General features: G+C 54.4%; 24 protein-coding genes and 1 pseudogene. 11 read left to right on the forward strand and 14 right to left on the reverse strand.

Features of this window, described 5'->3' with window-relative positions:
* Window positions 1–124: 124 nt before the first annotated feature.
* Window positions 125–1,075, reverse strand: a complete 951-nt coding sequence (locus H6G53_RS12200) for a GDP-L-fucose synthase (RefSeq protein ID WP_190533261.1) — start codon at window positions 1,073–1,075, stop codon at window positions 125–127.
* A gap of 70 nt (window positions 1,076–1,145) precedes the next feature.
* Between H6G53_RS12200 and H6G53_RS12205 the strand changes: the two genes are divergently transcribed.
* The 3 genes from H6G53_RS12205 to H6G53_RS12215 all read left to right on the forward strand — a co-directional run bounded on the left by H6G53_RS12205 (window position 1,146) and on the right by H6G53_RS12215 (window position 3,009).
* Window positions 1,146–1,361: a hypothetical protein gene (locus H6G53_RS12205; protein WP_190356320.1), complete on the forward strand. Its 216-nt coding sequence runs from the start codon at window positions 1,146–1,148 to the stop codon at window positions 1,359–1,361.
* 82 nt (window positions 1,362–1,443) lie between these two features.
* A complete protein-coding gene (locus H6G53_RS12210) occupies window positions 1,444–1,890 on the forward strand; it encodes a DUF2214 family protein (RefSeq protein WP_190533264.1) in 447 nt (148 codons plus the stop codon).
* Between the two features lie 174 nt (window positions 1,891–2,064).
* A complete protein-coding gene (locus H6G53_RS12215) occupies window positions 2,065–3,009 on the forward strand; it encodes a lysylphosphatidylglycerol synthase domain-containing protein (protein ID WP_190533267.1) in 945 nt (314 codons plus the stop codon).
* Window positions 3,010–3,173: 164 nt separating this feature from the next.
* Here H6G53_RS12215 and H6G53_RS12220 read toward each other — a convergent pair whose 3' ends face one another.
* The 4 genes from H6G53_RS12220 to tcmP are packed head-to-tail and all read right to left on the reverse strand — an operon-like array spanning window position 3,174 to window position 6,092.
* A complete protein-coding gene (locus H6G53_RS12220) occupies window positions 3,174–3,623 on the reverse strand; it encodes a DUF29 domain-containing protein (protein WP_190533270.1) in 450 nt (149 codons plus the stop codon).
* Between the two features lie 13 nt (window positions 3,624–3,636).
* Window positions 3,637–3,870, reverse strand: a complete 234-nt coding sequence (locus tag H6G53_RS12225) for a hypothetical protein (protein ID WP_190533273.1) — start codon at window positions 3,868–3,870, stop codon at window positions 3,637–3,639.
* A 54-nt stretch (window positions 3,871–3,924) separates the two neighbouring features.
* A complete protein-coding gene (locus H6G53_RS12230) occupies window positions 3,925–4,797 on the reverse strand; it encodes a DUF5131 family protein (RefSeq protein ID WP_190533275.1) in 873 nt (290 codons plus the stop codon).
* Window positions 4,798–4,832: 35 nt separating this feature from the next.
* Window positions 4,833–6,092, reverse strand: a complete 1,260-nt coding sequence (tcmP, locus tag H6G53_RS12235; protein ID WP_190533278.1) for a three-Cys-motif partner protein TcmP — start codon at window positions 6,090–6,092, stop codon at window positions 4,833–4,835.
* Between the two features lie 224 nt (window positions 6,093–6,316).
* On the opposite strand from tcmP, the gene acnB reads away from it, so the two are divergent.
* The 3 genes from acnB to H6G53_RS12250 all read left to right on the forward strand — a co-directional run bounded on the left by acnB (window position 6,317) and on the right by H6G53_RS12250 (window position 10,153).
* On the forward strand, window positions 6,317–8,908 hold the full coding sequence (acnB, locus tag H6G53_RS12240) for a bifunctional aconitate hydratase 2/2-methylisocitrate dehydratase (RefSeq protein ID WP_190533281.1): 2,592 nt from the start codon (window positions 6,317–6,319) through the stop codon (window positions 8,906–8,908).
* A 167-nt stretch (window positions 8,909–9,075) separates the two neighbouring features.
* Window positions 9,076–9,660 carry a transposase gene (locus tag H6G53_RS12245; RefSeq protein ID WP_190533284.1) on the forward strand — a complete coding sequence of 195 codons (585 nt, stop codon included), beginning with the start codon at window positions 9,076–9,078 and terminating at the stop codon, window positions 9,658–9,660.
* Between the two features lie 160 nt (window positions 9,661–9,820).
* Complete coding sequence (locus H6G53_RS12250) at window positions 9,821–10,153, forward strand: low molecular weight protein tyrosine phosphatase family protein (protein ID WP_190533287.1); 333 nt, start codon at window positions 9,821–9,823, stop codon at window positions 10,151–10,153.
* Window positions 10,154–10,225: 72 nt separating this feature from the next.
* Here H6G53_RS12250 and H6G53_RS12255 read toward each other — a convergent pair whose 3' ends face one another.
* The 3 genes from H6G53_RS12255 to priA form a co-directional block, all read right to left on the reverse strand.
* Window positions 10,226–10,816: a Uma2 family endonuclease gene (locus H6G53_RS12255; RefSeq protein ID WP_190533290.1), complete on the reverse strand. Its 591-nt coding sequence runs from the start codon at window positions 10,814–10,816 to the stop codon at window positions 10,226–10,228.
* Window positions 10,817–10,961: 145 nt separating this feature from the next.
* Window positions 10,962–11,204: a DUF433 domain-containing protein gene (locus H6G53_RS12260; RefSeq protein ID WP_190533330.1), complete on the reverse strand. Its 243-nt coding sequence runs from the start codon at window positions 11,202–11,204 to the stop codon at window positions 10,962–10,964.
* 86 nt (window positions 11,205–11,290) lie between these two features.
* Window positions 11,291–13,759 (reverse strand): primosomal protein N', encoded by a 2,469-nt coding sequence (priA, locus tag H6G53_RS12265; RefSeq protein ID WP_190533293.1) that lies wholly within the window; start codon window positions 13,757–13,759, stop codon window positions 11,291–11,293.
* A gap of 194 nt (window positions 13,760–13,953) precedes the next feature.
* Here priA and H6G53_RS12270 point away from each other — a divergent pair, with 194 nt between their 5' ends.
* Window positions 13,954–14,700, forward strand: coding sequence for a hypothetical protein (locus H6G53_RS12270; RefSeq protein ID WP_190533296.1), 747 nt, complete (start codon window positions 13,954–13,956; stop codon window positions 14,698–14,700).
* Between the two features lie 123 nt (window positions 14,701–14,823).
* Here the strand turns inward: H6G53_RS12270 and H6G53_RS19275 are convergent.
* From H6G53_RS19275 to H6G53_RS12280, 3 genes and pseudogenes are all read right to left on the reverse strand, one after another.
* Window positions 14,824–14,934: pseudogene (locus H6G53_RS19275) on the reverse strand (HNH endonuclease); the annotation flags it as partial.
* 3 nt (window positions 14,935–14,937) lie between these two features.
* The gene (locus H6G53_RS12275; RefSeq protein WP_190533299.1) at window positions 14,938–15,180 is read right to left on the reverse strand and encodes a hypothetical protein; all 243 of its coding nucleotides are present in this window, start codon (window positions 15,178–15,180) and stop codon (window positions 14,938–14,940) included.
* 94 nt (window positions 15,181–15,274) lie between these two features.
* Window positions 15,275–15,475: a DUF2281 domain-containing protein gene (locus H6G53_RS12280; protein WP_190533301.1), complete on the reverse strand. Its 201-nt coding sequence runs from the start codon at window positions 15,473–15,475 to the stop codon at window positions 15,275–15,277.
* Window positions 15,476–15,501: 26 nt separating this feature from the next.
* Between H6G53_RS12280 and H6G53_RS12285 the strand changes: the two genes are divergently transcribed.
* Together H6G53_RS12285 and H6G53_RS12290 are read left to right on the forward strand one after the other, a co-directional pair.
* Window positions 15,502–15,744, forward strand: a complete 243-nt coding sequence (locus H6G53_RS12285; RefSeq protein WP_190533306.1) for a hypothetical protein — start codon at window positions 15,502–15,504, stop codon at window positions 15,742–15,744.
* A 331-nt stretch (window positions 15,745–16,075) separates the two neighbouring features.
* Window positions 16,076–16,549 carry an NAD(P)H-quinone oxidoreductase subunit N gene (locus H6G53_RS12290; RefSeq protein ID WP_099531486.1) on the forward strand — a complete coding sequence of 158 codons (474 nt, stop codon included), beginning with the start codon at window positions 16,076–16,078 and terminating at the stop codon, window positions 16,547–16,549.
* Between the two features lie 172 nt (window positions 16,550–16,721).
* On the opposite strand, the gene H6G53_RS12295 is transcribed toward H6G53_RS12290, so the two are convergent.
* Complete coding sequence (locus H6G53_RS12295; protein ID WP_190356298.1) at window positions 16,722–17,015, reverse strand: hypothetical protein; 294 nt, start codon at window positions 17,013–17,015, stop codon at window positions 16,722–16,724.
* A gap of 233 nt (window positions 17,016–17,248) precedes the next feature.
* Here H6G53_RS12295 and H6G53_RS12300 point away from each other — a divergent pair, with 233 nt between their 5' ends.
* Window positions 17,249–18,202 (forward strand): SGNH/GDSL hydrolase family protein, encoded by a 954-nt coding sequence (locus H6G53_RS12300; protein ID WP_190533308.1) that lies wholly within the window; start codon window positions 17,249–17,251, stop codon window positions 18,200–18,202.
* A gap of 24 nt (window positions 18,203–18,226) precedes the next feature.
* On the opposite strand, the gene pheT is transcribed toward H6G53_RS12300, so the two are convergent.
* Window positions 18,227–20,713 (reverse strand): phenylalanine--tRNA ligase subunit beta, encoded by a 2,487-nt coding sequence (gene pheT, locus H6G53_RS12305; RefSeq protein WP_190533312.1) that lies wholly within the window; start codon window positions 20,711–20,713, stop codon window positions 18,227–18,229.
* 1,060 nt (window positions 20,714–21,773) lie between these two features.
* Here pheT and H6G53_RS12310 point away from each other — a divergent pair.
* Window positions 21,774–23,345 (forward strand): serine/threonine-protein kinase, encoded by a 1,572-nt coding sequence (locus H6G53_RS12310; RefSeq protein ID WP_099531481.1) that lies wholly within the window; start codon window positions 21,774–21,776, stop codon window positions 23,343–23,345.
* A gap of 143 nt (window positions 23,346–23,488) precedes the next feature.
* Here the strand turns inward: H6G53_RS12310 and nadC are convergent, their stop codons facing one another.
* Window positions 23,489–24,370, reverse strand: coding sequence for a carboxylating nicotinate-nucleotide diphosphorylase (gene nadC / locus H6G53_RS12315; protein WP_190533333.1), 882 nt, complete (start codon window positions 24,368–24,370; stop codon window positions 23,489–23,491).
* Window positions 24,371–24,574: the final 204 nt, after the last annotated feature.

The following is a 24,574-nucleotide window of genomic DNA, read 5'->3' on the forward strand; positions in this document are numbered from 1 at the left end:
CTGCCGCGTGATTGCCTCTCATCTTGACAGGGGCGATCGGGCAGCGTCGAGGGTGACGACCCCACCGCTCGATCGCGAAACCCGCACCCCTCAGCCAGTTCAGCAATTGCCCCCCGATCGCCCCCTAAACCGCATGGGCGCGATACCAGTCGATCGTTTGGCGCAGCCCATCCTCAAAACTCGTTTGCGCCTCAAACCCAAACAGTTCCTTCGCCCGCGTTGTGTCCAAACAGCGGCGTGGCTGGCCGTTGGGTTTGTCCGTTTCCCAAACCAACTCCCCGTCGTAGCCCATCAGTTTGCAAATCAGCTCAATCAAATCGCGAATCGAAATTTCCCGACCCGTTCCCAAATTCACCGGCTCCGAGCTGTTCAGCAACTGCGCCCCCAAAACAATGCCCGCTGCCGCATCGGTGGAATACAAAAACTCCCGCGTGGGGCTGCCATCGCCCCAAACCGGAATCTGTCGATCGCCCCGTTGTTGTGCCTCATGTACCTTACGAATCAGCGCTGGAATTACATGGGAGCTACCCGGATCGAAATTGTCTTCCGGCCCATACAAATTCACCGGCAATAGATAAATGCCATTGAAGCCATACTGATCTCGATAGGCCTGAAGTTGCACCAACAGCGCCTTTTTCGCCACCCCATAGGGCGCATTGGTTTCCTCGGGATAGCCCTCCCAAAGATCAGACTCCTTAAACGGCACGGGCGTGAATTTGGGATAGGCGCAAATCGTTCCCACACAAACAAACTTCTCCACCCCCGCTTGATAGGCCGCATGGATCAACTGCGTACCCATCATCAAGTTGTCGTAAAACAGCTCGGCCGGTTTTTCGCGGTTCAGGCCAATGCCGCCCACGTGGGCCGCCAGGTGAATCACCACCTGCTGACCTGCCACAGCCGTCTCACAGGCCGCCCATTGCCGCAAGTCGCACTCGCGCGATCGGGGAATCGTGATTTTTTCAGGATTCGCCCCCGCCGCCACCAACTGTTGCACCACCTGCTTGCCCAGGAAGCCCGCGCCGCCGGTCACCAAAATGGTCTTATTACTCAAGTCGATCGGGGTGTTGCTCATGCTGTTTACCTGCTGTTCACCTTAAAAACGTGGGGAAAATCGGGGTCGAAACTGGCCGCAAATGCCGCAAATGCCGCAAATTGGGATCGCCAAGGCGCGATCGCCCTCGGTTTCTGATTTTTCCGGCCCCGCAACCAATGCGGAACACCCAGAAAACCCCATTTTGGAACAGCCCCACCCGATCCGACACCTGCTCCCCCTGGTCGTCATCGGGAAATTCAGCTTCCGGCGATCGCCAGCAAAGTTATCAATTACTATTAATGGCGGTTTCAAAGCCACGTTTTGAAGGGGGCGATTTAAAGCGGTTTAAGTCCATTATTTGTTATTGGCCCTTCACTTGCCCTTCACTAAAAACTCCTCCAATCACCATGTGGCCCAGCGCAATTACTGCCTATTTCCATTACCTCAGCTTCATGTTGGCCTTTGGGGCTGTGGCTGTGGAACTGCTGACTCTCAAAAAAGAACTCTTGATCGCGGAAGCCTGGCGAATTCTGATTGCTGACGTGATCTACGGCATCTCCGCTTCTCTGGTTTTATTCACCGGAGCGTTGCGGGTTCTTTACTTTGGCAAGGGTGCTGACTATTACCTTGGCAACCCCATTTTCTATACCAAAGTTGGCCTATTTCTCTTGGTCGGGGCTTTGTCGATTTATCCAACCATTTCCTTTGTGTCTTGGATTGGCAGTTTGCGAGAAGGCAAGGTTCCCCAACTGGGTCAAACACAATTTCAGTGGCTCTCTTGGCTAATTCGGATTGAGCTGGTGGGCTGGATCAGTCTTCCGTTGTTGGCGGCACTCCTGGCCCGCAGTGCGTAACCCTCAGTGCCTAGACCGCTATGCTTCAGGCAGTGTTTCATTGGGTATGGCGATCGAATGCCTCAAGGATTGCGATCGGGTTGTGATTGCCCATGAAAGTCTGATTGGGGGCCATTTAACGGCTACTGGGTGGCTATCTTGTTGATGGCAATCTCAATTTTTGGTTAAACCCCTTTGAAGAAATTTGGCCGCTGGCTGGTCTTGGGACTAGTCCTCGCTTTTTTGCTGAAAACACTGCTCGATCGGGCGGCGGAAGTTGCCACCTTGCGGTTAACCATCCAAGGGTGGGGCTGGTTGGCCCTGTCGTTGGGACTGACGGCGGCGGCGCACTTGTGGTCAGCGGTGGTGTGGGGCTGGCTGTTGCAGGCCTTTGGGCGATCGGCCCCGTGTGGCTGGGTACTGCGCACCTATCTGGTGACCAATGTGGCCAAGTATTTGCCGGGGAATGTGTGGCATTTCTACGGTCGCATTCGGGCGGCGGGCCGGGTGGGCGTGGCTTGGCCAGTGGCGGCGGCCAGTGTGTTGCTGGAGCCGTTACTGATGGCGGTGGCGGCTTTACTGCTGGGGGTTTTGGCGAGCGATCGGGCTTGGTGGGGAGTGCAATTAGCCCTGGCGATCGGGGTGCTGGCGGCGGTGCATCCCCGCATTTTGAATCCCCTGCTGCAACGGTTGGGTCGTCGCAAACTGCAAACCACCGACAGCAACCCCCATCACCAACCGGCCCAACTGAGCCAATACCCGATCGGTCCGTTGTTCGGGGAAACGGGCTTTTTGTTGTGGCGGGGCGCGGGCTTTTTGGCAGCTCTGGCGGCCTTTAGTGCCATTAATCCTCTGGATTTGCCTCGGTTGGCCAGTGGGTTTGGGTTGGCCTGGTTGTTGGGATTGGTCGTGCCTGGTGCGCCCGGCGGGGTTGGGGTTTTTGAAGCGGCGGCGATCGCCCTGTTGGGGTCGATCGTCAATCCAGCGGCTCTGTTGGCCAGCGTGGCCAGCTATCGATTGGTGAGTGTGCTGGCGGAAACCGGCTTGGGCGGCTTGGCCTGGTGGTTAACGCCTCCTGCCGAACAAATTTGGACTGGGGAATCTGAATCTCGGGAATCGGAAGCCTCTGAATCGAATTAACACTTAACCGAAGGCTGAACTTGGTCTCCCTTTGGAGGCGGTTTGCAAACCGGCGAAGCAAGTCAAAGAGCATCAGCCCTTACATTCAGAGACGATGATTCATTTAGCCAACATTCGCCTGATGCTGAGGCAATTGGCGGAATTGAATACTCTCTCCTACTTTTTCAAACAGCCTCTGATGTAAGGTCTTGGGTCATGGCCTGTTCCCATGTGAAGGGCAACTCAGCGGGAAACAGGGCGATCGGCAAACCAGTTTCGGCTTGTGCTTTGGTGCGAGCGTCGGCATAAGCTGCCATGGTTCCTTCTGGTAACCAAGCCTTAAAGCTGGGGTTGTCGGCTAACAGGCGCTGAATCTCAACCCTTGCGTCAACAATGCTAATCAACCAGGAGCGCGATCTCTTGTCCTGTTGATAATGCCATTTCAGTAAATGTAAATATAAACGAGTGATTTGACTCAGCAAAGCACGACGTTCTGAGCGTCCCAAGCTTTCTAATTCCTCGGCAATATTTTCAAGATCAAGGCTGTCGAATTGGCGCGATCGCAGTAGGTTAGTCTGCTGCTGAATCCAGCCATAAAAGTCGGTGTTATAGGAAATAGGAGGATCGGTAGCCATAGCATTAACAGCATCAAAGGGTTACATTTCGCCCTGGGTTGCGATCGCGCACGTCAGCCCAGGGATCATCGTCACTCCAAGAGTCCCAATCAATGGTGCTGCGCCACTGTTGAAGGCGTTCCCAGAAAGTAGGAACAGGTTGGACTGATCGCCCCAGGAGCGATCGCACTAGCTGCCAAATCAGGGCGAGGCGATCGCGCCAAGAGAGTTTCTCGGCTTGTTTGCTCAGGATTTGCCACGTCACCATACTCGATCGCCTCCTATTGCCTTAATCCAATTATCGCTGGAGGTTCCTTCGCCGCTAGCTCGACAGTGCGCACAACTTATTTCCTTGCCAAGGAGCTTCTTTAGGACGTGCCCTGAGGTTTTCCTTGAAATAGACGGACGTACCTGATTGACGCGCCTGTAATAGTAAGCTTTCAACCCATGCCCACTCGGGTTGAAACTCAGGGCCGTGACTTGTTCTGCTTTGACCGCCAACAGCAATCATGTCGAACATTTCTAGGCTACTGAATTGCAGAGGCTCAAGCATTGGCTCAATAGATAGCCATTTCACCGTTGCTTCGATATTCCTAAAGGACTTTTCAGCCAAGGCCACCCTGGCTTGGGTATCAACAGTTGTGCCAACCCAAACATTTGCCGGGAAGCCTCCCAAGCGATCATTGATTTCTTGCAATCGTTGGGGAAACTTGGTCAGGAATAGGAAATTCCATTCTGGTGCAGAACGAACTGAATCGAAAACTTTGAGAATCCACTCTTCAGGAACCCACTTGCCGAATAAATCAGCCATGGAACAAGTAAAAACGTTCTTGGCAAAGACTTGAGCATCTTCTAGCTTGACCCGTCTTTTCTTGGCTTCAATCTTGATCTTTTCTGAAGAGAAAGGACGAGTGTTCTTTGGGGCATTCAGGCGATCAGGGTAGAACGTAGGTTCAAACTTTGTTTCATAGAACCGATTGGCAATGTCGCGAGCGTAGCAATACGGGCAACCATGCCAGCATCCGGTAACTGGGTTCCACGTCCACCAGGCCCAGTCAACCATCTCATTTGTTGTATTAAAAACTGATTTTTTAGATGAGTTATGAATGATGTAAATCTTGTTTCCATTCTCTGTAATAATTTCCTCCTTGATTTTCTCCTCTTCGGTCTGACTTAATGACTGAGAATTATCCATGATTGTTTTTCCACATGAATTGCTGATACTAAGATTTATGGGAATAGAAAAAGCTGCTTATTTTTTCTTAGTCGAATAATATCGCTCCGTTCAATTTCCCTGGATCTTGTAGATTTACCGTTTCGTATGATTTCAAAGTCGTTTTCCTGGCGCTTGATATTTAGATACTTGATGTAATGGTTTGTATTGGCAGGATTTTTCTCCATAGTCAAGGAGCATAACTCTCTGAATGAGAGACCATCAGCAAACTCCCATACAATTCTCTCAAGATCATCATCTAATTTTTCGATGCAGAACTCCTCACTAGTCTTGCTGATATCAAATTGCAGTTCAAATTGATTTTCTTGGTAGAAGTCAGATGTTCGAAATCCAAATCCATACATTTCAAAGTAGTATTGATAATCAAGCGTGTTTTCTTTCCAAAAGCTCTCCTTAATGACTTCGAGTGCTCTCAGGTTGTTTGACATATGAATTAGGTAGTACATTACACGAGTTGTCAACCCGCGTGGAATCATTGAGAAGGTAAAAACGTACTTGGCCTTTCCTCTATCCCGGAACAAGCGCATGGATTCATTTCTTAGATAACACTGATGTCCAGTTTCTCCAACTTTAGAAGAGCTAGCTTCTTCATAGTAGCCATCAGCTTCTAAAACTTTGTAGAAGCTATCATAGCTTGACTTGGATTTGAGTTCTTCAATAAAACGTGCAATGAAATCAATCATATAGGTGTATATGATCTCTGATTTTGATAGTAAATTTATCTTTCTAATACTAGCCATTGAGACATCAGACCATCCAAAAGGATCCAAAAAGAACAAGGAATGTCCCTTTCTAGCTTGAACTTGTATCAAGATTGAATTTATGAGATCTTCAAACTCTCCTTGAAGAAATTGACAATTATTTTTGACAAACTCATCATCAATTCCTGATTGAGGAATTGAGAAGTTCTTAAGGCACTCTAAATGCTTTTCTTTAGAATCAATGAAGATATACTTTACATCGATAGGGTATTGTCGTTGAGACTTTTGACAGCCTCTTTCAACTGCTTTAATTAGTCGTATGGGCGATCCTTCGCAAAGTTGACCTGTTTCTGGATCGCGATACATGCCGCCTCCACAGAAACCATCTATAAACGTGAAAGTGTCTAGTCCTCTTCTTGCTTTGCCATAGAGCGTCCAAACCAAGTTTTCAACATACTCTTCCAAGATCTGATGCTTGGCCCTGGTATGTGGTTCAAGGTTGGGCAGTACTTGTCCATCACGACTCCACGAGGACTGACTTGATGAGTTACTCATAGTCAATTGAATTATGTACTAAATATATAAGATAATACCTCTTGGAGAGCTTAGCAATTAATTTGAGCAAATTGATTAGCCTGCTTCATTACACTTGGTATCTACACCCCAATCGTTCGTGACGATCGCTCGCTTGCAACTGACCCCTGCGATCCTAGACTGTTAAGCACGATCGCCGATGCTCGGCATCCACGCTACAGCGCTCGCAGGAGACAGAACACACCATGCTCGAAGCTTATCGCCAACAGGTTGCAGAACGCGGTCAACTGGGCATCCCCCCCTTGCCCCTCGATGCCGCCCAAACCAGTGACCTGTGTAAGCTGCTGGAAACCCCGCCCGCTGGGGAAGAAGAATTTTTGATGCACTTGCTGTGCGATCGCGTGCCTCCCGGTGTGGATGAGGCGGCCTATGTGAAAGCGTCGTTCCTGACCGCGATCGCCCAAGGAGAAACCACCAGCCCCCTGATCACCCCCCAAGGCGCAGTCGCCATCCTGGGGCAAATGGTCGGTGGCTACAACGTGCAATCCCTGGTCAGTCTGCTGAAAGCGAAGGACGCGGGCATTGCCCAAGCCGCCGCCACCGCCCTCAGCAAAATTACGTTGGCCTTTGATGCGTTCAACGACGTGCTGGAACTGTCGGAGCGCAACCCCTACGCCAAACAGACGATCGACGCTTGGGCTAACGCCGCTTGGTTCATCAGCAAGCCAAAGCTGGCTGAGGCGATCACCGTCACGGTGCTGAAAGTGCCCGGCGAAACCAACACCGATGACCTTTCGCCCGCCACCCACGCCACCACCCGCCCCGATATTCCGCTGCACGCCTTGGCCATGCTGGAAACCAAGATGCCGGAAGCCCTGGGCCTGTTGCCGGAGCTGAAGGCCAAGGGCCACCCGATCGCCTATGTGGGTGATGTGGTCGGTACGGGGTCTTCGCGCAAATCGGCGATCAACTCCGTGCTGTGGCACATCGGCGACGACATTCCCCACATCCCCAACAAGCGGGCCGGCGGCGTGATTTTGGGCGGCAAGATTGCGCCGATTTTCTTCAACACGGCGGAAGATTCCGGGGCCCTGCCGATCGAGTGCGACGTGGCCCAAATGAACACGGGTGACGTGATCACGATCTATCCCTACAAGGGCGAAATCACCAACGAAGCGGGCGAGGTGATCAGCACCTTCAGCCTGAAGCCCGACACGATCGTCGATGAAGTGCGGGCCGGCGGTCGGATTCCGCTGCTGATCGGTCGCAGCCTGACGGACAAAACCCGCGAAGCCCTCGGAATGGAACCCAGCACCCTGTTCGTGCGCCCCACCGCCCCCGCCGACACCGGCAAAGGCTTCACCCTGGCCCAAAAGATGGTCGGCAAGGCCTGCGGTCTGCCCGGTGTGCGCCCCGGCACGTCCTGCGAACCGCGCATGACCACCGTGGGTTCCCAGGACACCACCGGCCCCATGACCCGCGACGAGCTGAAGGAGCTAGCCTGCCTCGGTTTCAGCGCGGATCTGGTGATGCAGAGCTTCTGCCACACGGCGGCCTATCCCAAGCCGGTGGATCTGAAGACCCATGCGGAATTGCCGGACTTCATCGCCCAGCGCGGCGGCGTGGCCCTGCGCCCCGGCGACGGGATCATTCACTCCTGGCTGAACCGGATGCTGATGCCGGACACGGTGGGCACGGGCGGTGACTCCCACACCCGTTTCCCCTTGGGGATTTCGTTCCCGGCGGGTTCCGGGTTGGTGGCCTTTGCGGCGGCCTTGGGCGTGATGCCGTTGGATATGCCGGAGTCGATCCTGGTGCGGTTCAAGGGCAGCCTGCAACCGGGCGTGACCCTGCGGGATGTGGTGAACGCGATTCCCTACGTGGCGATTCAGCAGGGCAAGCTGACCGTGGCGAAGGAGAACAAGCAAAACATCTATTCCGGCAAGATCATCGAAATGGAAGGGCTACCGGATCTGAAGCTGGAGCAGGCCTTTGAGCTGACCGACGCGACGGCCGAGCGATCGGCCGCCGGTTGCACGATCGCCCTGAGTGTGGAAACCGTGTCGGAATACCTGCGATCGAACGTCACCCTGCTGAAGAACATGATCGCCCGGGGCTACGAAGATGCCCGGACGATCGCCCGGCGGATCGCCCAGATGGAAGCCTGGTTGGCGAACCCCTCCCTGATGACCGCCGATGCGGATGCGGAATACGCCGACATCATCGAAGTGGATCTCGATCAACTGGTGGAACCCCTGGTGGCTGCACCCAACGACCCGGACAACATCAAAACCCTGTCCGATTGCGTCGGCGACCCGGTACAAGAGGTGTTCATCGGTTCCTGCATGACCAACATCGGTCACTTCCGCGCCGCCGCCAAAGTCCTCGAAGGGGCCGGCAAAGCCAAGGCCCGCCTCTGGATCTGCCCGCCGACGCGGATGGACGAAGAAATGCTGCGCCAAGAAGGCTACTACGAGATCTTCGAGGCGGCCGGCTGCCGCTTGGAAATGCCCGGTTGTTCGCTCTGCATGGGCAACCAAGCCCGCGTGGAAGACAACACCACCGTGTTTTCGACCTCCACGCGCAACTTCAACAACCGGATGGGCAAGGGGGCGCAAGTCTACCTCGGCTCGGCGGAGTTGGCGGCGGTCTGTGCCCTGTTGGGTCGGATTCCCAGCCGTGAGGAATACCTGGAAGTGGTGAAGGGCAAGATCGATCCGCTGGCGGGTGATTTGTACCGCTACCTCAACTTCGATCAGATCGATGGCTTTGAGGATCAAGGGCGATCGGTCTCGAAGGAAGACCAAGAAAAAGTCCTAGTCAGCGCCGGCCGTTAATTAATCTTCGGTAGGGGCGTACCGCCGTACGCCCTCCGCCAGGGCCGATCGATTGAAACGGCGAGCGTTGGGGTTTGGGATCTTGCGTATCGGAGGGCGCATGGCGATGCGCCCCTACGAAAATTGTGGTTTTTGGATTGGAAATTGTGTTGATCGGGCGTTGAAAGATGGCGTACAACCCGGCGATTCATCATCGGCGATCGATTCGATTAAAGGGATTTGATTATTCGCAGTCAGCCGTTTATTTCGTGACCCTTTGTTGTTATCAACGGGAATGTTTATTTGGAACAATCTCGCAGGGCGAAACCGTTCTGAACGAATTGGGAATGATCGTCAGAAATGAATGGTTGCGAAGTTTTGAAATTCGGGATGAATTAAAGTCGGATGCTTGGGTGATCATGCCCAATCATTTTCATGGGTTGTTGTGGTTCGATCGCCCGATCGTGCAGACACAATCACCGAGTAATGAGAGCGAACCGGTTGATGACAGTATGCTGGACAAACGTCTGTTGAGGCGGCGGGCGCGATCGCTCGGATCTGTAATTGCCGGTTTCAAAGCAGCGACCACCAAACGCATCAATCAATACCGGAATGCACCAGGAACACCGGTTTGGCAGCGAAATTATTATGAGTCGATCGTGCGGGACGATCGAATGCTGAACCATATTCGGAACTATATTGAAAACAATCCGCGATCGTGGTCAACCGATTCCCTACATCCCAACAACATCCCCAAAAATCATCCCCCGTAGGGGCGTACCGCCGTACGCCCTTTGCCAGAGGTGATCGATAATTCTTGGATTTCGGGATCTTGCGTATCGGAGGGCGCATCGCCATGCGCCCCTACGAAAATTGTGGTTTTTGGATCGTTATTATGCAGTCATTAACTTGACCATCACTGATCTCTAGGAAATGCCAAAAATCTTGTTTGTTTGTGCGCAAAATAAGCTGAGAAGCCCAACTGCCGAAGCGATTTTTTCGAGATTTGATCAGTTAGATTGTTTGTCAGCGGGAATTCATTCATCGGCTAACAACCCACTCGATCGGGAGCTGATTGCATGGGCAGATGTGATTTTTGTGATGGAGAAGAAACATAAAGCCAAAATTCAACAGCGATTTCGTTCGTCTCTCAATGGCAAAAGAATCATATCGCTAGACATCCCAGATCAATTTCAATATATGGATCCAGCACTGATTGCACTGCTTGAGAAGCGTGTTGGTCTACATATTCAGAAATTTCTCTAAGATTGTGAACGATCGAATGCTGCGAATTAGGATTGATTGCGTTCGATCGATGTGATGGTGGAATCTGTTGAGTTATTCTGAAAATTCTACTTTGTCGTATAAATCTGCCAAGGCAATTTCTAGGGCGATCGACTCCAATTTCAGGGTCGCTTCTAACCCGATCACATCATTCAACAACCAGCCTCGATCTTGCTTGACGTAATGGGTAACCTTCGGCCAGCTCTGTGAAATGGCTAAATATTCTCCAAAGCCCGGAATCGTTCTGTAGGCGCTGAACTTATCGCCAATGTCATAGTCTTCGGTTGACTTCGATAGCACCTCTGCCAACAAAATCGGATTCATCACGGTGTCCTTGCGCCCCGGTTTTAATTCCAAGGGATCGCGTGTCACCATCACATCGGGGTAGGTGTAGCGATCAGCTTCAGGAATCCACAGCCGTTGATCACTCGAAAACACATCGTAGGGCTGACGTTTTAAGCCCATCTTTAAAATCACGGCAAGATTGACAATAATTCGATTGTGGTTAGGTGTGCCGCCCGTCATGGGAGTGATCATTCCTCGATCGTAGTCGTGGCGTTGCTCAGAGCGAGTATCTAGGGCAAAATAGTCGTCCTCCGTTTGTTTTGGGGGACTCGAAATGGGCTGAACAGGCGTAGCAACCATAGTTTACAACTCCCCAAAAATGGTAATTAGCTACTTCATGTCAGGTAGGTTGGGTTGAGCTGGCGAAATCCAACGCGATCAATGCTGCATAGATGCGCTGTTGGGTTTCGTGCCTTAACCCAACCTACTAAATACTTGTATCGCTTTAGATCGCATAGGTTTGTTTGACTTGGCTGAGACGAACGGCGAAGGTTAATGCTGCCAATAAATCTTCCGGTTCTAAATCATCATAATCGGCTAATACTTCAGCATGAGTCATTCCAGATGCGAGTAACTCTAGAAGAAACTCAACTGGATATCGCAGACCGCGAATACAGGGTTTCCCATGGCATAGTTGCGGATCGATCGTGATCCGTTGCAGGAGTAAATCAGCGTTGGGAACAGACATGACGATCGCCCCCACGGGCATAAAACGACTATGACTATTGTTGCGACTTTGATGGGAACGGGGCAAGCTGATCGCCCCCTGCGCTCTTACAAGAAATTGAGGGGATCAACGTCGATCGTGAGGCTGACACCGGGCAAGCAAGCCGATCGCACCTCCAGCAAATTGGCCGGGCGATCGCCCTCGGGGGGAATGCGGATCAGCACTTGCCAGCGGAATCGGTTGGCAATGCGTCCCACCTGGGCCCGCTCTGGCCCCAACAGATCGAAAGCGCGATCGCCCCGGGCCGTTTCCAGTAGCGCCGCCACCTGCTCGGCACTGCGCCCCACCGCCGCCTCGTCGGGGCCACTCAGCCGCAACAGGATTAGTTGCCCCACGGGTGGATAGTTGAGCGCCGATCGCATCTCCCGTTCCTGTTCCAAAAAGTTGGGATAGTCGTAATTGGCCACCGCCCCGATCGCCGGGTGTTCTGGGCTGTAGGTTTGCAAAATCACCCGCCCCGGTTCCTCGCCGCGCCCGGCCCGGCCCGCCACCTGCAACAGGGTTTGCACCGCCCGCTCGCCGGCCCGCACATCCGAGAGATTCAGCAACCCATCGGCGGCGATCGCCCCCACCAGCGTCACCTGTGGCAAATCGATCCCCTTGGTTAGCATCTGCGTGCCCACCAACAAATCCGCCTCGCCTCGGGCAAAGCGATCGAGCAAAATCCGGTGGGCATCCTTGGTGCGGGTCGTGTCGCTGTCGTAGCGCAAAATTCGCAGGTCGGGCCATTGCCGCTCCAGTTCCCGCACCACCCGCTGCGTGCCGCTGCCGAAATGTTTCAGGTAGGGCGACCCACAGGCGGGACAGGCGGGCGGGTGCAGTTGCCCAAAGCCGCAAAAGTGGCAGCGCAACAGGGGTTGAGCTGTTTCCCGTTGGTGGTGAAACGACAGGGACACATCGCAGTGGGGGCACATCATCACATGGCCGCAACTGCGACAGGATACGAAGGTGCTGTGGCCCCGCCGCTGCACAAATAGGATCGCTTGGCGACCGGCGGCGATCGCCTCGGTAATCGCCCCTTGGAGCGATCGGCTAAAGATCGATCGATTGCCGTCGCGCAACTCCTGGCGCATATCCAGCACCTCGACCGGCGGTAGGGGGCGACCATGCACCCGATCGGGCAGGGACACATAGACCGGTTGGCTCGTCCAGGTTTCCAGGGAGGGCGTGGCGGAACCCAACACCAACGGGCAACCGACTAGGCGCGATCGCCACTGGGCCACCTGTCGCGCGTGGTAGCAAGGAGCCGGGGAATCTTGCTTGAAGCTGGGATCATGCTCCTCATCCAGCAAAATCATCCCCAAATTCGGCAGGGGCGCAAAAATTGCCGATCGCGTGCCAATCACCACTTGGGGCGCGCCATCTAACATCTGTCGCCAAGTGTCGTAACGCTCCCCGTCCGAGAGGCCGCTGTGGTAAACGCAAACCTGAGCGCCGAACCGGGCCCGAAAGCGATCGGTCAGTTGCGGCGTGAGGCCGATTTCCGGCACGAGCACCAACGCCGACTGGCCCCGCGCCAACACCGGGGCGATCGCCTGGAGATAAACCTCCGTTTTGCCGGAACCCGTCACCCCATGCAGCAGGGCCGTTTGGCCCGGTTCCAGACCGTGGATCGTTTCCAAGGCAGCGGCTTGTGCCGGGGTCAGGGTTTTGGGGCGATCGCGCTGGCCCGAGTCGTGGCGATCGCCGCGCAAAATTTCCCGCGCCTCCAGCAGCAACCAGCCCTTCTCTTCGAGCGATCGCAACGTGCCGCTACTGGTGCGCCCCAGGGTAATCAACTCCTGAGCCAGCAGCTCCCCGCCGCGCCGCTGCAAAATGCCGACGATTTCCCGTTGGCGCGGAGTCAGCGGTTCCCCTTCGCCAATCAGGATTGCCATCTGTTGGCGCTTGGGCTTGGGGGCGCTGGGCGATTCCAAATAACTGACGAGCCAGCCGCGCCGCACCAAGTCCCGCAAGCCCCGATCGCCCCCGGGAAATTTCTGTTGCAAAAAACGCCAACTGTAGTCGCGCCCCGATTGCGATCGCAGCCATTGCCACAACCGCAGGGCGATCGGACTCAGCAGGGTTTCCGCCACGCCTGCCGCCGCCGCAGCCGGTAATGGGTCTGCCAGTCGCACCCGCCGCGATGCCCGCCCCAACACTCCCGGCGGCAGGGCCACCCGCGCCACCTGAATCAGCGACGCGCAATAGTAATCGGCCACCTGCGCCAACAGTTGCCAATAGTCCGGGGCAAACAGGCCGCTGGCCACGACTCCTTCGACTTCCCGCAGCCGATTGGGGTCGATCGCCTCGGGCAACTGCTGCCAACAACGCAGGGCGATCGCCCCCACCGATCGCCCCCCAAAGGGCACGGTCAGCACATCCCCCGGCCCGATCGCCTGGTCTGCCCCGATCGCGTAGGTGTAGGCCTCGGTCACGCCGGGACAGTCCACCAACACTTCCACATAGCCCGCGGCCGCCGACAACTCGGGCAAGGCCGGCGCGATCGGCGTTTCTCGTAATTCGGTTTCGAGCATCTGCCTCACCGCTCGATCGAACCCCTACCCTACTCGATCGGCGCGATCGACCAAAAGTTATGCAAGAGGGTAGCCAGATCGAGTAAGTCTAATCGACTCAAGTAAGCCCAATTGACAATGCATGTCTCTGACAGTTCAATATTCCAAGCTTTATAATAGTTCAGAAAAATCTCAATTCCTGACAAAAGATACTTATGGCTCTCGATGAAAATTTAGTTGCAGAAATTAAAGATATGATTGATCTGATCTGTATATTTCAGGTCAGAAGTCAATCTCTGATAGACGACTTTGATTTTTTTAGAAATGAACTGAAATTGATTTGTCCTGGACTCAAGCGTCTTGAGCATGAGGCAATGTTTCTGTGTATTGATATGGATGCTCTGCATAAGGAAATTTTGTCTGAATCCAATTCCTTTTATTCAAAAATAATCCTTAACCATGGAAGGCAATTGTCAAAAGTTGACAAGGATTCTACTTTTGATATCTCTAATATCAGGAATTTTATGGAAGAAGATGATTATCAACTTACTCTGGAGCAAATTGAAGAACTGGCATTAGAGTCTAACTCAGATGCCTTAAAGGCAAGGAAAAAACTAAAAGCAGAACGCGGACTGCCATCTCAGAATCATATAGAAATTCATCAAATTTGGCATCAGTCATTCCTTGATGAAACGAAAGAATATGTCAATAGAATCGAAAAAATGCGAGATAACTTTGCTCATCGAAAATGGAAATTTCCCCGTCGCAAGGAAGCATATACGGTTGATTTAGAGAGCATTTCGGAAATTTTGGAATGCACTAATGAGGTTTTAAAGATCTACAAAAATCGATTTCAAGAAATGCTGAGCTATGCCAATTCGGAATCGTATGAATCATCAAGCTATTCGCATGATTCACTATCTAGACTTAAAGAAGCCTATAAATATTTAAAAAAATCTTGATATTAGTTATGCCTTGATCATGAAGTGAGTGAAACTTCAGCCTGTAGGGTGGGCAGTGCCCACCTAATAACTGCTTCATAGCATCTGCGATATGGCGTACCAACCATTTTAGGTAAAGGCTGTATGATCAATTTCAAATCGAGCAGCACTAGCTTCTTCTAAAGAATGGCAATACTCACACAGATAGCTGGCTCGTTCTCGAACCTTTTGCCTAATCTCCTTTGGAATTGACATACCTTAAGAAGACTCAGCGATGATCTTGGCGTTCAGGAGAGTGAAGATGCGATCCAGCTCTAGAATTCCAGCTAATTCAACTGTTTCATCAGGTGTCAGTTGCTCTTCCCGCTGCTTTTCATTAAGACTCTCTAGGCGTTCTTGTAGGAATTCACTAAATTTAAACAAAAGCAAGCCGCGAACTAACTGGACTTGAATTCCAGTATCAATAAAAGATGATGGTTTAATCATGAGTTGAGCATTCATGCTTCCACCTCAAAGTCAATGAAATCAACGCTTGTGAAAAATACTGGTTCCAATCAAAGAAGCTTTGGAAAGCCTAGCATGGGATAAAGGTGCTTTAAAATGCTAGTGGAGCATCAAAATCGTCTGCCATCCAGATTTTGCCCTTCAATAATCCTGCCTTGCGCTTTTTTGTTGGTGCTGGTGTAGCCGCTTCTTGAGTATGCTTCTCTAGCAGAAGTTCGATGTAGTGTAGAACCTCTATTTGCAAAGACTCTGGAAGTTGTTCCAGCTTCTTCAGAAGAGCTGATTGCATCATCAGAGACCATCACACCTTGCTTTAAGTTGACTGGAAACTTTTCCCATAATAGCGCTGAGTTGATTGCCGCCGATCGCTTCAATCGGCAACGGGGTAACGAGCGATCGCCCCTCTATGGTTTGGTCACAACCGGTTCCTTGTGGAAGTTTCTGGAATTTCGGGGTGACCAAGTGACGATCGACTTGCGGGAATATGCGATCGAACCGCTCGATCGGCTCTTTGGCATTCTGGTCAGTTGTGTAGAAGCAAAATCGCAGAACTCGAATTAACCAATCAGCGAGGTCACTAACGGTTGGCCAATTCAGTTCCAAACTGAGTTTTCGGGTCAAATTCCTGGAAAACCGGTAACTGATCAACGCTGCTACAGATTCATCGAGTCGTTGGGGATTAACGGCCCGATCGAGTGTCAAAGGCAGCGCTGGCTGAGCGGCTCGATCGAATCGCTATCGGACTCATGATCAAAAGCAATCGATTTCCCGCCCGATCGACCGCCTGTGGTTGAAACGAGCGTAGTAAGATTGCCTAGGGTCATCGACAAGCCCGTAATGGTTTGGGGTCGATCACTCTAGTCCAGCATTCCGCGCGATCGCGCAAACGCTTATGGTAGCCCTGCAAGATAGTGTCTTCTCGCTTTTCGCAGACGGTAAGCGCCTGGTGCGCGATCTCGAAACCCACGGCGCTTTAGCCTTCTATGCGCCCTTGGAAGGGGGCTACGAAGGTCGCTATATTCGCCGCATCCGAGCCAATGGTTACACCGCCGTGAAGTTGACGGCGCGCGGCTTAGGCGACCCGAATACTTACCTGACCGGGGTGCATGGGGTTCGTCCCGCCCACTTGGGCAAGAGAGACATTCAGACGTACTTTATTCCGCCCATCATTGAAACGCAGCTTACGGGCCTGTCGCCCCGTTCCAAGGGCTTGCTGATTTGGATTCTGGAAGGGTTTGTGCTCTCGCGCCAGGAAATTGAGTTCCTTTGCGCTCTGCCGAAGCTGGATCCCCGCGTGAAGGTGGTGGTGGAAATGGGGGGCGATCGGGCCCTGCGTTGGATGCCCCTGAAAAACACGCCTGTGTAGCACTCGGGTGGGTTAGGCGATCGCCTCTGACTCGCTTTGCTCGATGCTTAACCAGAACTGAGATGCATCCAGAGAGCATCAAGAAGGCATCCAAAATAACCAAAAACCAGCGGCCGCTTCTGGCTGCTGGTTTTGTGTTGTCTAAGCGACGGGGATCTAGGGCGCAAGGGCGCTAGTTCAGGCTGTAGGCAGATTGCAGCGCCCAAACAATCAGGGCTACGATGCCGCCCAGGATGAAGGTGGCAGAGAGGGCGATCGCCACGGGGCTATCGGCTCCCTTGAATTTCATAATGCCGCGATCGAGGTCTGACATGATCTTGTGGGGGTTGCGAAAGAGTTGCGAAAGATTGAAGTAGCTCGCCCGGGGAGATCGGCCGGTGACAAAATCGAGGAGTTGCGGGCCCCGGCGAGGGGACGGGCGCTCGATCGCTCGGTCGATCGCTGCTGAATGGGGGCTAGGAGCCAAACGAAATCGTAAAAATTTCCGGTACTGATTTTAGCGAGTCCGGACAGAAAACGGCCGCCTAATTCAGCAGTGGGGTGGGACTATTCTGCTTTGATGACATGCTTGCAGTCCTCGATCGTCCCCGGTTTGAGGTGAATGGGGTGGGCGATGGATGCTCGGAGGATGCGAGGAAACCGGGGGATTGGGGGTGATCCATGAATTGGGGATCGTGGTTATCGGCTGAGGAGTTGAGAATGGTTGTGGCGCAGTGGCTCCTGTGGGGATGCTTCGGGGCGATCGCCCTATTCGCAATTGGGGAAGGGGTTTTGCGGTGGGGGTTTGGGTTTGGTCACCCACCGCTTTATGTGGCCGATCCCCACACGGGGTATCGCCTGAAACCCGATCGGCAAATTCGGCGTTTTGGCAACCGGATTACGGTGAATGCTTATTCCATGCGTAGCCCGGCCCTGCGGGAGGGAACCACGCGGGTGTTGCTGTTGGGGGATTCCATCGCCAACGGGGGCTGGTGGACGGATGATCAGGCCACGATGGGGGCTTTGTTGGAGCGGGGCTTGATGCAACGGTTGCCGGCCCCGGTGCGCGATCGCCCGATCGAGGTTTTAAATGCCTCGGCCAATTCCTGGGGCCCGCGCAATGAGCTGGGCTATCTCCAGCGCTTTGGCACGTTTTCGGCACAAGTGGTGGTGTTGCTGCTGAATACCGATGATTTGTTTGCGATGGCTCCGTCCTCATTGCCGGTGGGCTTGGATCCTAACTATCCTGATCGGGAACCTCCCTTGGCTTGGCTGGAACTGTGGCAACGGGTGCGGCCGCCCCAAATGCCCCCTCAATTGCAAAATCGCCCCCCAGAACCGGGCGATCGGGTGGGGCTGAACCTAGCCGCGATTGCCCAAATTCGTGATTTGGCCCAGGGGAACCAGGCGGATTTTCTGGTGGCAATTACGCCTCTGGTGCGGGAGGTGGCGGGCCAAGGGCGTGATTATGAGGCCAATGCCCGCGATCGGCTAGTGGCGTTTGCCCGCCAGGAGGGCATTGAACTGCTGGATTTTCTACCGGATTGGCGGCTGGCTAATCGATCGGGCCTCTTCCGCGACTCCATTCACCTCTCGGAGTTGGGCAATGGATTGGTGAGCCAGGCGATCGTGGATCGGGTGGCTAGTCTGCTCACCCTCTCCCGATCGCGCTAGGCCGCGGGTTGGTTGTCCTGATCCTTAGCTGCGGAGGGTCGCCCCAAACTTCTCGGTAATGGCATCGCGCACCTTTTGGTGCAGCGGTTCCACATCCTCATCGGTCAAGGTGCGATCGGGACTGCGATAGAGCAGGCGGAAGGCCAAACTGCGTTGCCCCTCCGGCACTCGATCGCCCCGATATTCATCAAACAGCTCCACCTGTTCCAGCAAAGGCCGACCAGCCTTGGCCATGGTGCGCTCCAACTCGGCCACGGTCACCTTAGTTGGCGCAAAGAAAGCCAAATCGCGGCTACTGGCGGGCAGGGTGGCATAGGGCGCAAACTTCGGTTGCGGCGGTGCATCGTCGATCGCCACCTTGTAGATCGTTTCCAGATCTAGCTCAAACACGTAAATCTCAGCGGGCAGATCCCGCGCTTGGCACAGCTCCGGGTGCAGTTGACCAAAGGTTCCTAGGCGGTTGCCCCGCAGCCAGAGGGAAGCGGTACGCCCTGGATGGAGCCGAGCATCGGCGCGATCGGCCTGGTATTCCACCGACAGATTCAGGCGATCGAACACCGCCTCTAAAATGCCCTTCGCCTCATACCAAGTCAGGGGTGATTCCTTGCCGCCCGCCGTCCAACGGCCGCGCCGCGCATCGCCCCCCAGGATGCCGCCGAGCTTGTCTGCCTCAAACAGTCCATCCTCCTCAGACCAGAACACACGGCCAATTTCAAAGCCGTTCAGCCCGCCGTTGCCCTGTTCCAGGTTGTATTGATAGGCATCCACGAGGCCAGAAATTAGCTCCGTGCGCAGGGCCGAATATTCCGCATAAAGGGGATTGGCCAAGGTCACTTGGCGGCCGCCCGCTGGCTTGCAAAGGGAATAGTGCATCAGTTCCGTCAGGCCTTCCGCCCGGAACAGTTCCCGAATCTGACGCAGCAGGGCAATGTCTGGCGGCAAGCAGCCAAATTCGCTCTTGGGCGGCAGGGTGCTCGAAAAGCGGTTGTAGCCAAACAGGCGAGCCACTTCTTCAATTAGGTCAATTTCCCGCTCCAGGTCTCGATAGCGATAGGGCGGCACAATCACTTCCCACTCGCGGCCGCCACCTTCGGGGGTTCCGGCGGTGGTCACGCGCAGTTGGCAACCCAAGCTGCTCAGGATTTGTTCTACTGCCTCGGCGGGCACAAAGTCGCGCAGGTCGCTCGCTTCATCAACCTTTTCACCCTCGGGCGGTTGCAGGGGCCCCAGGATTTGGTGCAAGCGATCGAGCCGGAGATTCAGGGTGCGGCTGAAGGTTTCCAGGGGCGGACGAGCATCGGCCTGGTCGCGGGCCACCACTTGCCCACCCGCCAATTGCAGAATCAGATCGATCGCCCGTTGCAGGGCCAAACCGAATTCCACCTGATTAGTGCCCCGTTCATAGCGGGTAGAAGCCTCCGTGCGGATCCCGATCGAGCGAGCCGATCGCCGCACCGCTGCCGGTTCAAACAGGGCCGCTTCCAACAGCAAATTGGTCGTGCTGCTATCAACCTCCGTTTCCTCACCACCCATCACGCCGGCCAGGGCGATCGGGCGATCGTTCCCCGTAATCAACAGTGCCTGGGGCGAGAGCGATCGCTCCTGACCATCCAGAGTTTTCAGCGTTTCGCCTGCCCGGCCATAACGCACCCCGATCGCCAGCTCCGAACCACCGCAGACCCCTTGCAGTCGATCGCGATCAAAGGCATGGAGCGGCTGACCCCACTCCAACATCACCCAGTTGGTCACATCCACCACATTGCTAATCGGCCGCACGCCCGCCGACTGCAAGCGGCGCTGCAACCAATCCGGCGACGGGCCGATCGTCACGCCCTCAATCACCGTCCCCACATAGGTCGGACAAGCCTTGGATTCGCTAACCCGCACCGTCACCCCCGATCCCAGGCGATCGGGCAAAGTCGCCGTCGTTGGCGGCAGTGTCACCGCACCCCCCACCAGCGCCGCCACTTCCCGGGCAATTCCCACCATGCTCAACGCATCGGCCCGGTTTGCCGTTGAAGTCACGTCCAAAATCACATCGTCCAGCCCCAACAGCGGCCGCACATCCATCCCCGCCGCCAGAGACTCGCCCTCCGCAAACACGTGGATCCCTTCCGACTCCTTCGCCAGGCCCAGTTCACTCAGGGAACAAATCATGCCCGCCGAGGGAACCCCCCGCAGCTTCGTGGGTTTCAGCTTCAAATCCACCGCTGGCAGATAGGTACCCACCGTTGCGACGGCCACCGTTTGCCCCGTCGCCACATTCTTCGCGCCGCAAACAATTGTTAAGGGTTCCGCCTGACCCACATCCACCGTACAAACACTCAGGCGATCGGCGTTGGGATGTTGCTGGCGATCGAGCACTTTGCCCACCACCACCCCATCAGCCAACGCCCGCAAATCCTCGATGGATTCCACCTCAAACCCTGATAAGGTCAGAGTTTCGGCTAACTGCTCCGCCGTCGCGTTGAAGGGGACCAGTTCACGCAGCCAGTTCAAAGAGATACGCATGAATTCAGTCTATCGATCGAGAATTGAATACTTCAGGTGGCGTGGTACTAGCCGAAGAACGGTAGTGGTTCTGTTCCATCCCAGCCCCAGACGCATAACCAACCCACTGCTGCTAAACCTTGGTCTCTAAACCTTGGTCTCTAGACCTGGGCTAACCCAACCCGACGGGACACCATCCGCTGGCCATCTCCCGTTGGGTATCCCCCCTTAGGCATCATCGAGCGTGCTTGAGCGACCCACCCTGAGCCACAAAAGTCACCCACAAAGCTACAAAGTGTTCGGAAAGGTCAGCCAATTGGCGCAGCAGCACAGTAGGCTAGGAACGTCAGAGGCGCATCACTGCTCCCGGATGAGCATACTGCTGGGGGAACATCCCGGAAACTAGGCGTGATTGCTGCTAAATCTAAGCAACTCGAACAATCGAACACACCATTCCCTGAGGGGTGATCACCCTTCGGAAATTGATATTCCGGGAACCAACCAACCCCATCACCCAAGACGGAGGGCAGTTTGCCAAGGGACTATCTTAGCGCTCTTGGTTGGGCCAAGGGCTGATTTTCCGGGTGTCTGTGGGATCCCGCCCGATCAAAATCAGCATCACAACCCCTGCTTCGCTGGCCATAAGTCATCACCACCCGGTGAACGGGGGCGGAATTTAGGTCAGCGAAGTGGACTGAATCCTTGGCGAATCACGCCTTTGTCAATGGCATGGTGAATGGCAAGGTTGTGTGAAATTTGGATGAAGCTAACCCGTCATCCCAGATCTCAATCCCAAATCTATCTGTGTCATTGATAACTCGTATGCTCCGAAAGAATACGTAAACAGCCCTAGCCACTGAATCCCAAAAACGCTGCCAATTAACGCTTTATCCGAGTCTGTGAATAGTTGGTGCTGATCCGCAAGAGCAATCCTTAAGCAATCAAAGTCACCACTACCCAACTCCTTCAAACCCGTGCAACGATGAGCGCCTTTGGTATCGTAGAGATGAAAGATGCTGCTCGGGCTTGCAACGCATCGACCCCGCAACCGGATCGACTCTGCAATCCTTGGTGATGCCGGATGAGCTATTGCCTAAACCCTGCCTGTCCCCACCCCGAAAATCCCGACGAGGCCGAACGTTGTCAAACTTGCGGCTCATCGTTGCTACTGGGCGATCGCTATCGCATCCTCCGTGCCCTTGGCCAGGGGGGGTTTGGCGCGACGTTTTTGGCAGAAGATATCTCCCTGCCCGGTAGCCCCAAGTGCGTCATTAAGCAATTACGACCTGCTACCACCGCGCCCCATGTATTTGAAATGGCGCGTAATCTTTTCCAGCGGGAAGCCAAAACCCTGGGCAAAATTGGCAATCATCCCCAAATTCCCCAACTCTTGAACTTCTTTGAACGGGATAAGGAGTTTTATCTTGTTCAGGAATTTGTGGATGGCATGACCCTGAAGGGTGAAGTGAAAAAGAACGGCCCCTACAGTGAAGCGGCTGTTCGGCAATTTCTCAGCGAAGCCCTGCCCATTCTGCAATACGTCCATTCCAATAAGGTCATTCACCGAGATATCAAGCCGGATAACCTCATTCGACGGGAACAGGATAAACGGCTGGTCCTCATTGACTTTGGCGCGGTAAAAGATCAGGTGCAAACGGGCCCCGTCTCTGACCAAACGGCCTTGACGGCGGTGTCGGTGGGAACCCCCGGCTATGCTCCACCGGAACAGCTCTCCCTGCGCCCTGTTTATGCCAGTGATATCTATGCCTTGGGTGCAACTTGCATCTATTTGCTAACGGGGCGATCGCCCAAGGATTTGGACTATCACCCCACCACCGGTGAAATGATGTGGCAGAAATACGTCCACATCAGCGCTCACTTGGCCAATGTGCTGAAGAAAATGCTGGAAATTGCCGTCAAAAACCGGTATCAGCGTTCCGAAGACATCCTGCGGGCCCTCGACCTGGAGCCTTACATGGACGACTTGGCGCAGAGTATGGCGCTACCGGTCAGCACCGAGCCAACCCGTCCTTCTATGGGAGGGAATTTTGGTGGGCCGCCCGTTGCCAACAACACTTCCCGTTTAGCCCAGTCCATCCGTGCCCGTCGATCGCGCCCTGAATTAACTGGTGGTCTCAGCACGGGTAGCTCCTTATCGGGGGCAGCCGGCAACAGCGGTCGGGTGAGCGGCGGCAACAAACCCAAAGCCGGTGGCCCCATGCCATGGCTCAAGGGCAATGAAGTTCAAACCTATTACGCCAAAGGCCGCCGGGATTTTGCCGCCCACAACATCAGTCGTGGGGAACTGCCAAACGTCAACCTATCCGGCTGTATTTTTCGAGAGTCAAAGCTCGATAAGACAAACTTGCAGGGATCGAATTTAACGGAAGCAAACTTCGCCAAAGCCAGCTTGCTAGAGGCTAATTTACGCGGGGCCCAGCTCATTCGCGCCTATTTCCATACGGCGAATTTAGCCAAGGCCGACTTCCGCAAAGCCGACCTCAGCTACGCCAATTTTACGAATGCCAACCTTTCCGGGGCTAACTTCTGTGGCGCGAACCTGACCGGGGCCAAAATTGACGAAGAGCAGTTGGCGGTTGCTAAAACCAACTGGATGACCATCATGCCCAGTGGTAAGCGCGGCTTCATGTAGAGCGCGCTGGATTGGGTTTTTGGGATCCGATTTTTGGAATCGGGGTTGATCGATCGCGCCTCCCACTTTGCCCAGTCGCTCACTGGCTCCCTCGAATCAACCCCTGATCTCAGTGGTCATGGCAGCGTGGTGATCTCGGCAGCCTACTGGGTATCAGTGTTTTGGATACGCATACTGATGTCCAGCCAACGAGATTGGGTCATCGGCGCACTGGTGGAAACGTAATCTACGCCGGTTTGCGCGATCGATCGCACCGTAGCCAGCGAAACATTGCCCGAAGCCTCAATTTTGATATGAGGAGCCTTGGCGCGAATCATGGCCACCGCCTCCCTCATCATCGCCAGCGGCATGTTGTCCAACATGATGATGTCTACCCCCGCTGCGATCGCCTCTGCCACTTGCGCCAGGGATTCCGTTTCCACCTCGATCATCAAGGGATAGGGACAGAGCGATCGAACATGTTCCACCGCCACCGCCACCCCACCAGCCGCCGCCAAGTGGTTATCCTTCAACATCACCGCATCATCCAGCCCCATACGGTGATTGACCGCACCCCCAACCTGAGCTGCATATTTCTCCAAAATCCTGAGTCCTGGAATCGTCTTCCTCGTATCCGCTAGCTGTGTGGGAAGTCCAGTCAGTTGCTCCACATACTGACTAGCCAGCGTTGCCACCCCGCTCAAGCGCATTACCAAATTCAACGCCACCCGCTCGCCACTGAGAAGCGCCTCCAATGGCCCTGACACCTGGGCTAGCAGTTGTCCAGGTACACAGGCAACACCTTCCTCTACTTCAGCACTCCACACCACCCGATCGTCCAGCAATTGGAAAACACGCCCCGCGATCGGCAGCCCAGCAATCACGCCCTCAGCCTTCGCAATCCAAGTCGCCTGTCCCCATGGCTCCTTCGCCGCACCTCGAACCACCGCCAACGTTGCTCGATCGCCCCGCCCCAAATCCTCCAGCAACCACCCTTGCAGTAGCCCATCAACCTGTAGCCAACCCGGCAACATGCCCTTAGCCATATCCACACGCCCTTCAAAAACAACGCGCCCAAGCCTAACTCGACTTGAGCGCCCCACCGCAACCGGTCAATCAAAAATTTTTTCAGCGTCCAGAATGTTGGCTGTAAGGGAGTTTGGGGAATTTGGGGAATGTGCGCGAAAATTTTTTTTCAAAAAGTGTTGACAAGTTCGAGAAAGGTTGTTAATTTAATAAAGCGCTGAGGG

It is taken from the genome of Limnothrix sp. FACHB-406 (assembly GCF_014698235.1).
Lineage (GTDB): Bacteria > Cyanobacteriota > Cyanobacteriia > CACIAM-69d > CACIAM-69d > CACIAM-69d.

Bases quoted from the DNA above. Each gene is read 5' to 3' on its own strand.
- H6G53_RS12210 (WP_190533264.1), top strand. From the start codon at position 1,444: ATGTGGCCCAGCGCAATTACTGCCTATTTCCATTACCTCAGCTTCATG.
- H6G53_RS12280 (WP_190533301.1), bottom strand. From the start codon at position 15,475: ATGATGCAATCAGCTCTTCTGAAGAAGCTGGAACAACTTCCAGAGTCT.
- tcmP (WP_190533278.1), bottom strand. From the start codon at position 6,092: ATGAGTAACTCATCAAGTCAGTCCTCGTGGAGTCGTGATGGACAAGTA.
- H6G53_RS12270 (WP_190533296.1), top strand. From the start codon at position 13,954: ATGGCTCTCGATGAAAATTTAGTTGCAGAAATTAAAGATATGATTGAT.
- priA (WP_190533293.1), bottom strand. From the start codon at position 13,759: ATGCTCGAAACCGAATTACGAGAAACGCCGATCGCGCCGGCCTTGCCC.
- acnB (WP_190533281.1), top strand. From the start codon at position 6,317: ATGCTCGAAGCTTATCGCCAACAGGTTGCAGAACGCGGTCAACTGGGC.
- H6G53_RS12250 (WP_190533287.1), top strand. From the start codon at position 9,821: ATGCCAAAAATCTTGTTTGTTTGTGCGCAAAATAAGCTGAGAAGCCCA.
- H6G53_RS12310 (WP_099531481.1), top strand. From the start codon at position 21,774: ATGAGCTATTGCCTAAACCCTGCCTGTCCCCACCCCGAAAATCCCGAC.
- H6G53_RS12220 (WP_190533270.1), bottom strand. From the start codon at position 3,623: ATGGCTACCGATCCTCCTATTTCCTATAACACCGACTTTTATGGCTGG.
- nadC (WP_190533333.1), bottom strand. From the start codon at position 24,370: ATGGCTAAGGGCATGTTGCCGGGTTGGCTACAGGTTGATGGGCTACTG.
- H6G53_RS12290 (WP_099531486.1), top strand. From the start codon at position 16,076: ATGGTAGCCCTGCAAGATAGTGTCTTCTCGCTTTTCGCAGACGGTAAG.
- H6G53_RS12205 (WP_190356320.1), top strand. From the start codon at position 1,146: ATGCCGCAAATTGGGATCGCCAAGGCGCGATCGCCCTCGGTTTCTGAT.
- H6G53_RS12255 (WP_190533290.1), bottom strand. From the start codon at position 10,816: ATGGTTGCTACGCCTGTTCAGCCCATTTCGAGTCCCCCAAAACAAACG.
- H6G53_RS12230 (WP_190533275.1), bottom strand. From the start codon at position 4,797: ATGGATAATTCTCAGTCATTAAGTCAGACCGAAGAGGAGAAAATCAAG.
- H6G53_RS12260 (WP_190533330.1), bottom strand. From the start codon at position 11,204: ATGTCTGTTCCCAACGCTGATTTACTCCTGCAACGGATCACGATCGAT.
- H6G53_RS12225 (WP_190533273.1), bottom strand. From the start codon at position 3,870: ATGGTGACGTGGCAAATCCTGAGCAAACAAGCCGAGAAACTCTCTTGG.
- H6G53_RS12300 (WP_190533308.1), top strand. From the start codon at position 17,249: ATGGTTGTGGCGCAGTGGCTCCTGTGGGGATGCTTCGGGGCGATCGCC.
- H6G53_RS12200 (WP_190533261.1), bottom strand. From the start codon at position 1,075: ATGAGCAACACCCCGATCGACTTGAGTAATAAGACCATTTTGGTGACC.
- H6G53_RS12245 (WP_190533284.1), top strand. From the start codon at position 9,076: ATGGCGTACAACCCGGCGATTCATCATCGGCGATCGATTCGATTAAAG.
- H6G53_RS12275 (WP_190533299.1), bottom strand. From the start codon at position 15,180: ATGAATGCTCAACTCATGATTAAACCATCATCTTTTATTGATACTGGA.
- pheT (WP_190533312.1), bottom strand. From the start codon at position 20,713: ATGCGTATCTCTTTGAACTGGCTGCGTGAACTGGTCCCCTTCAACGCG.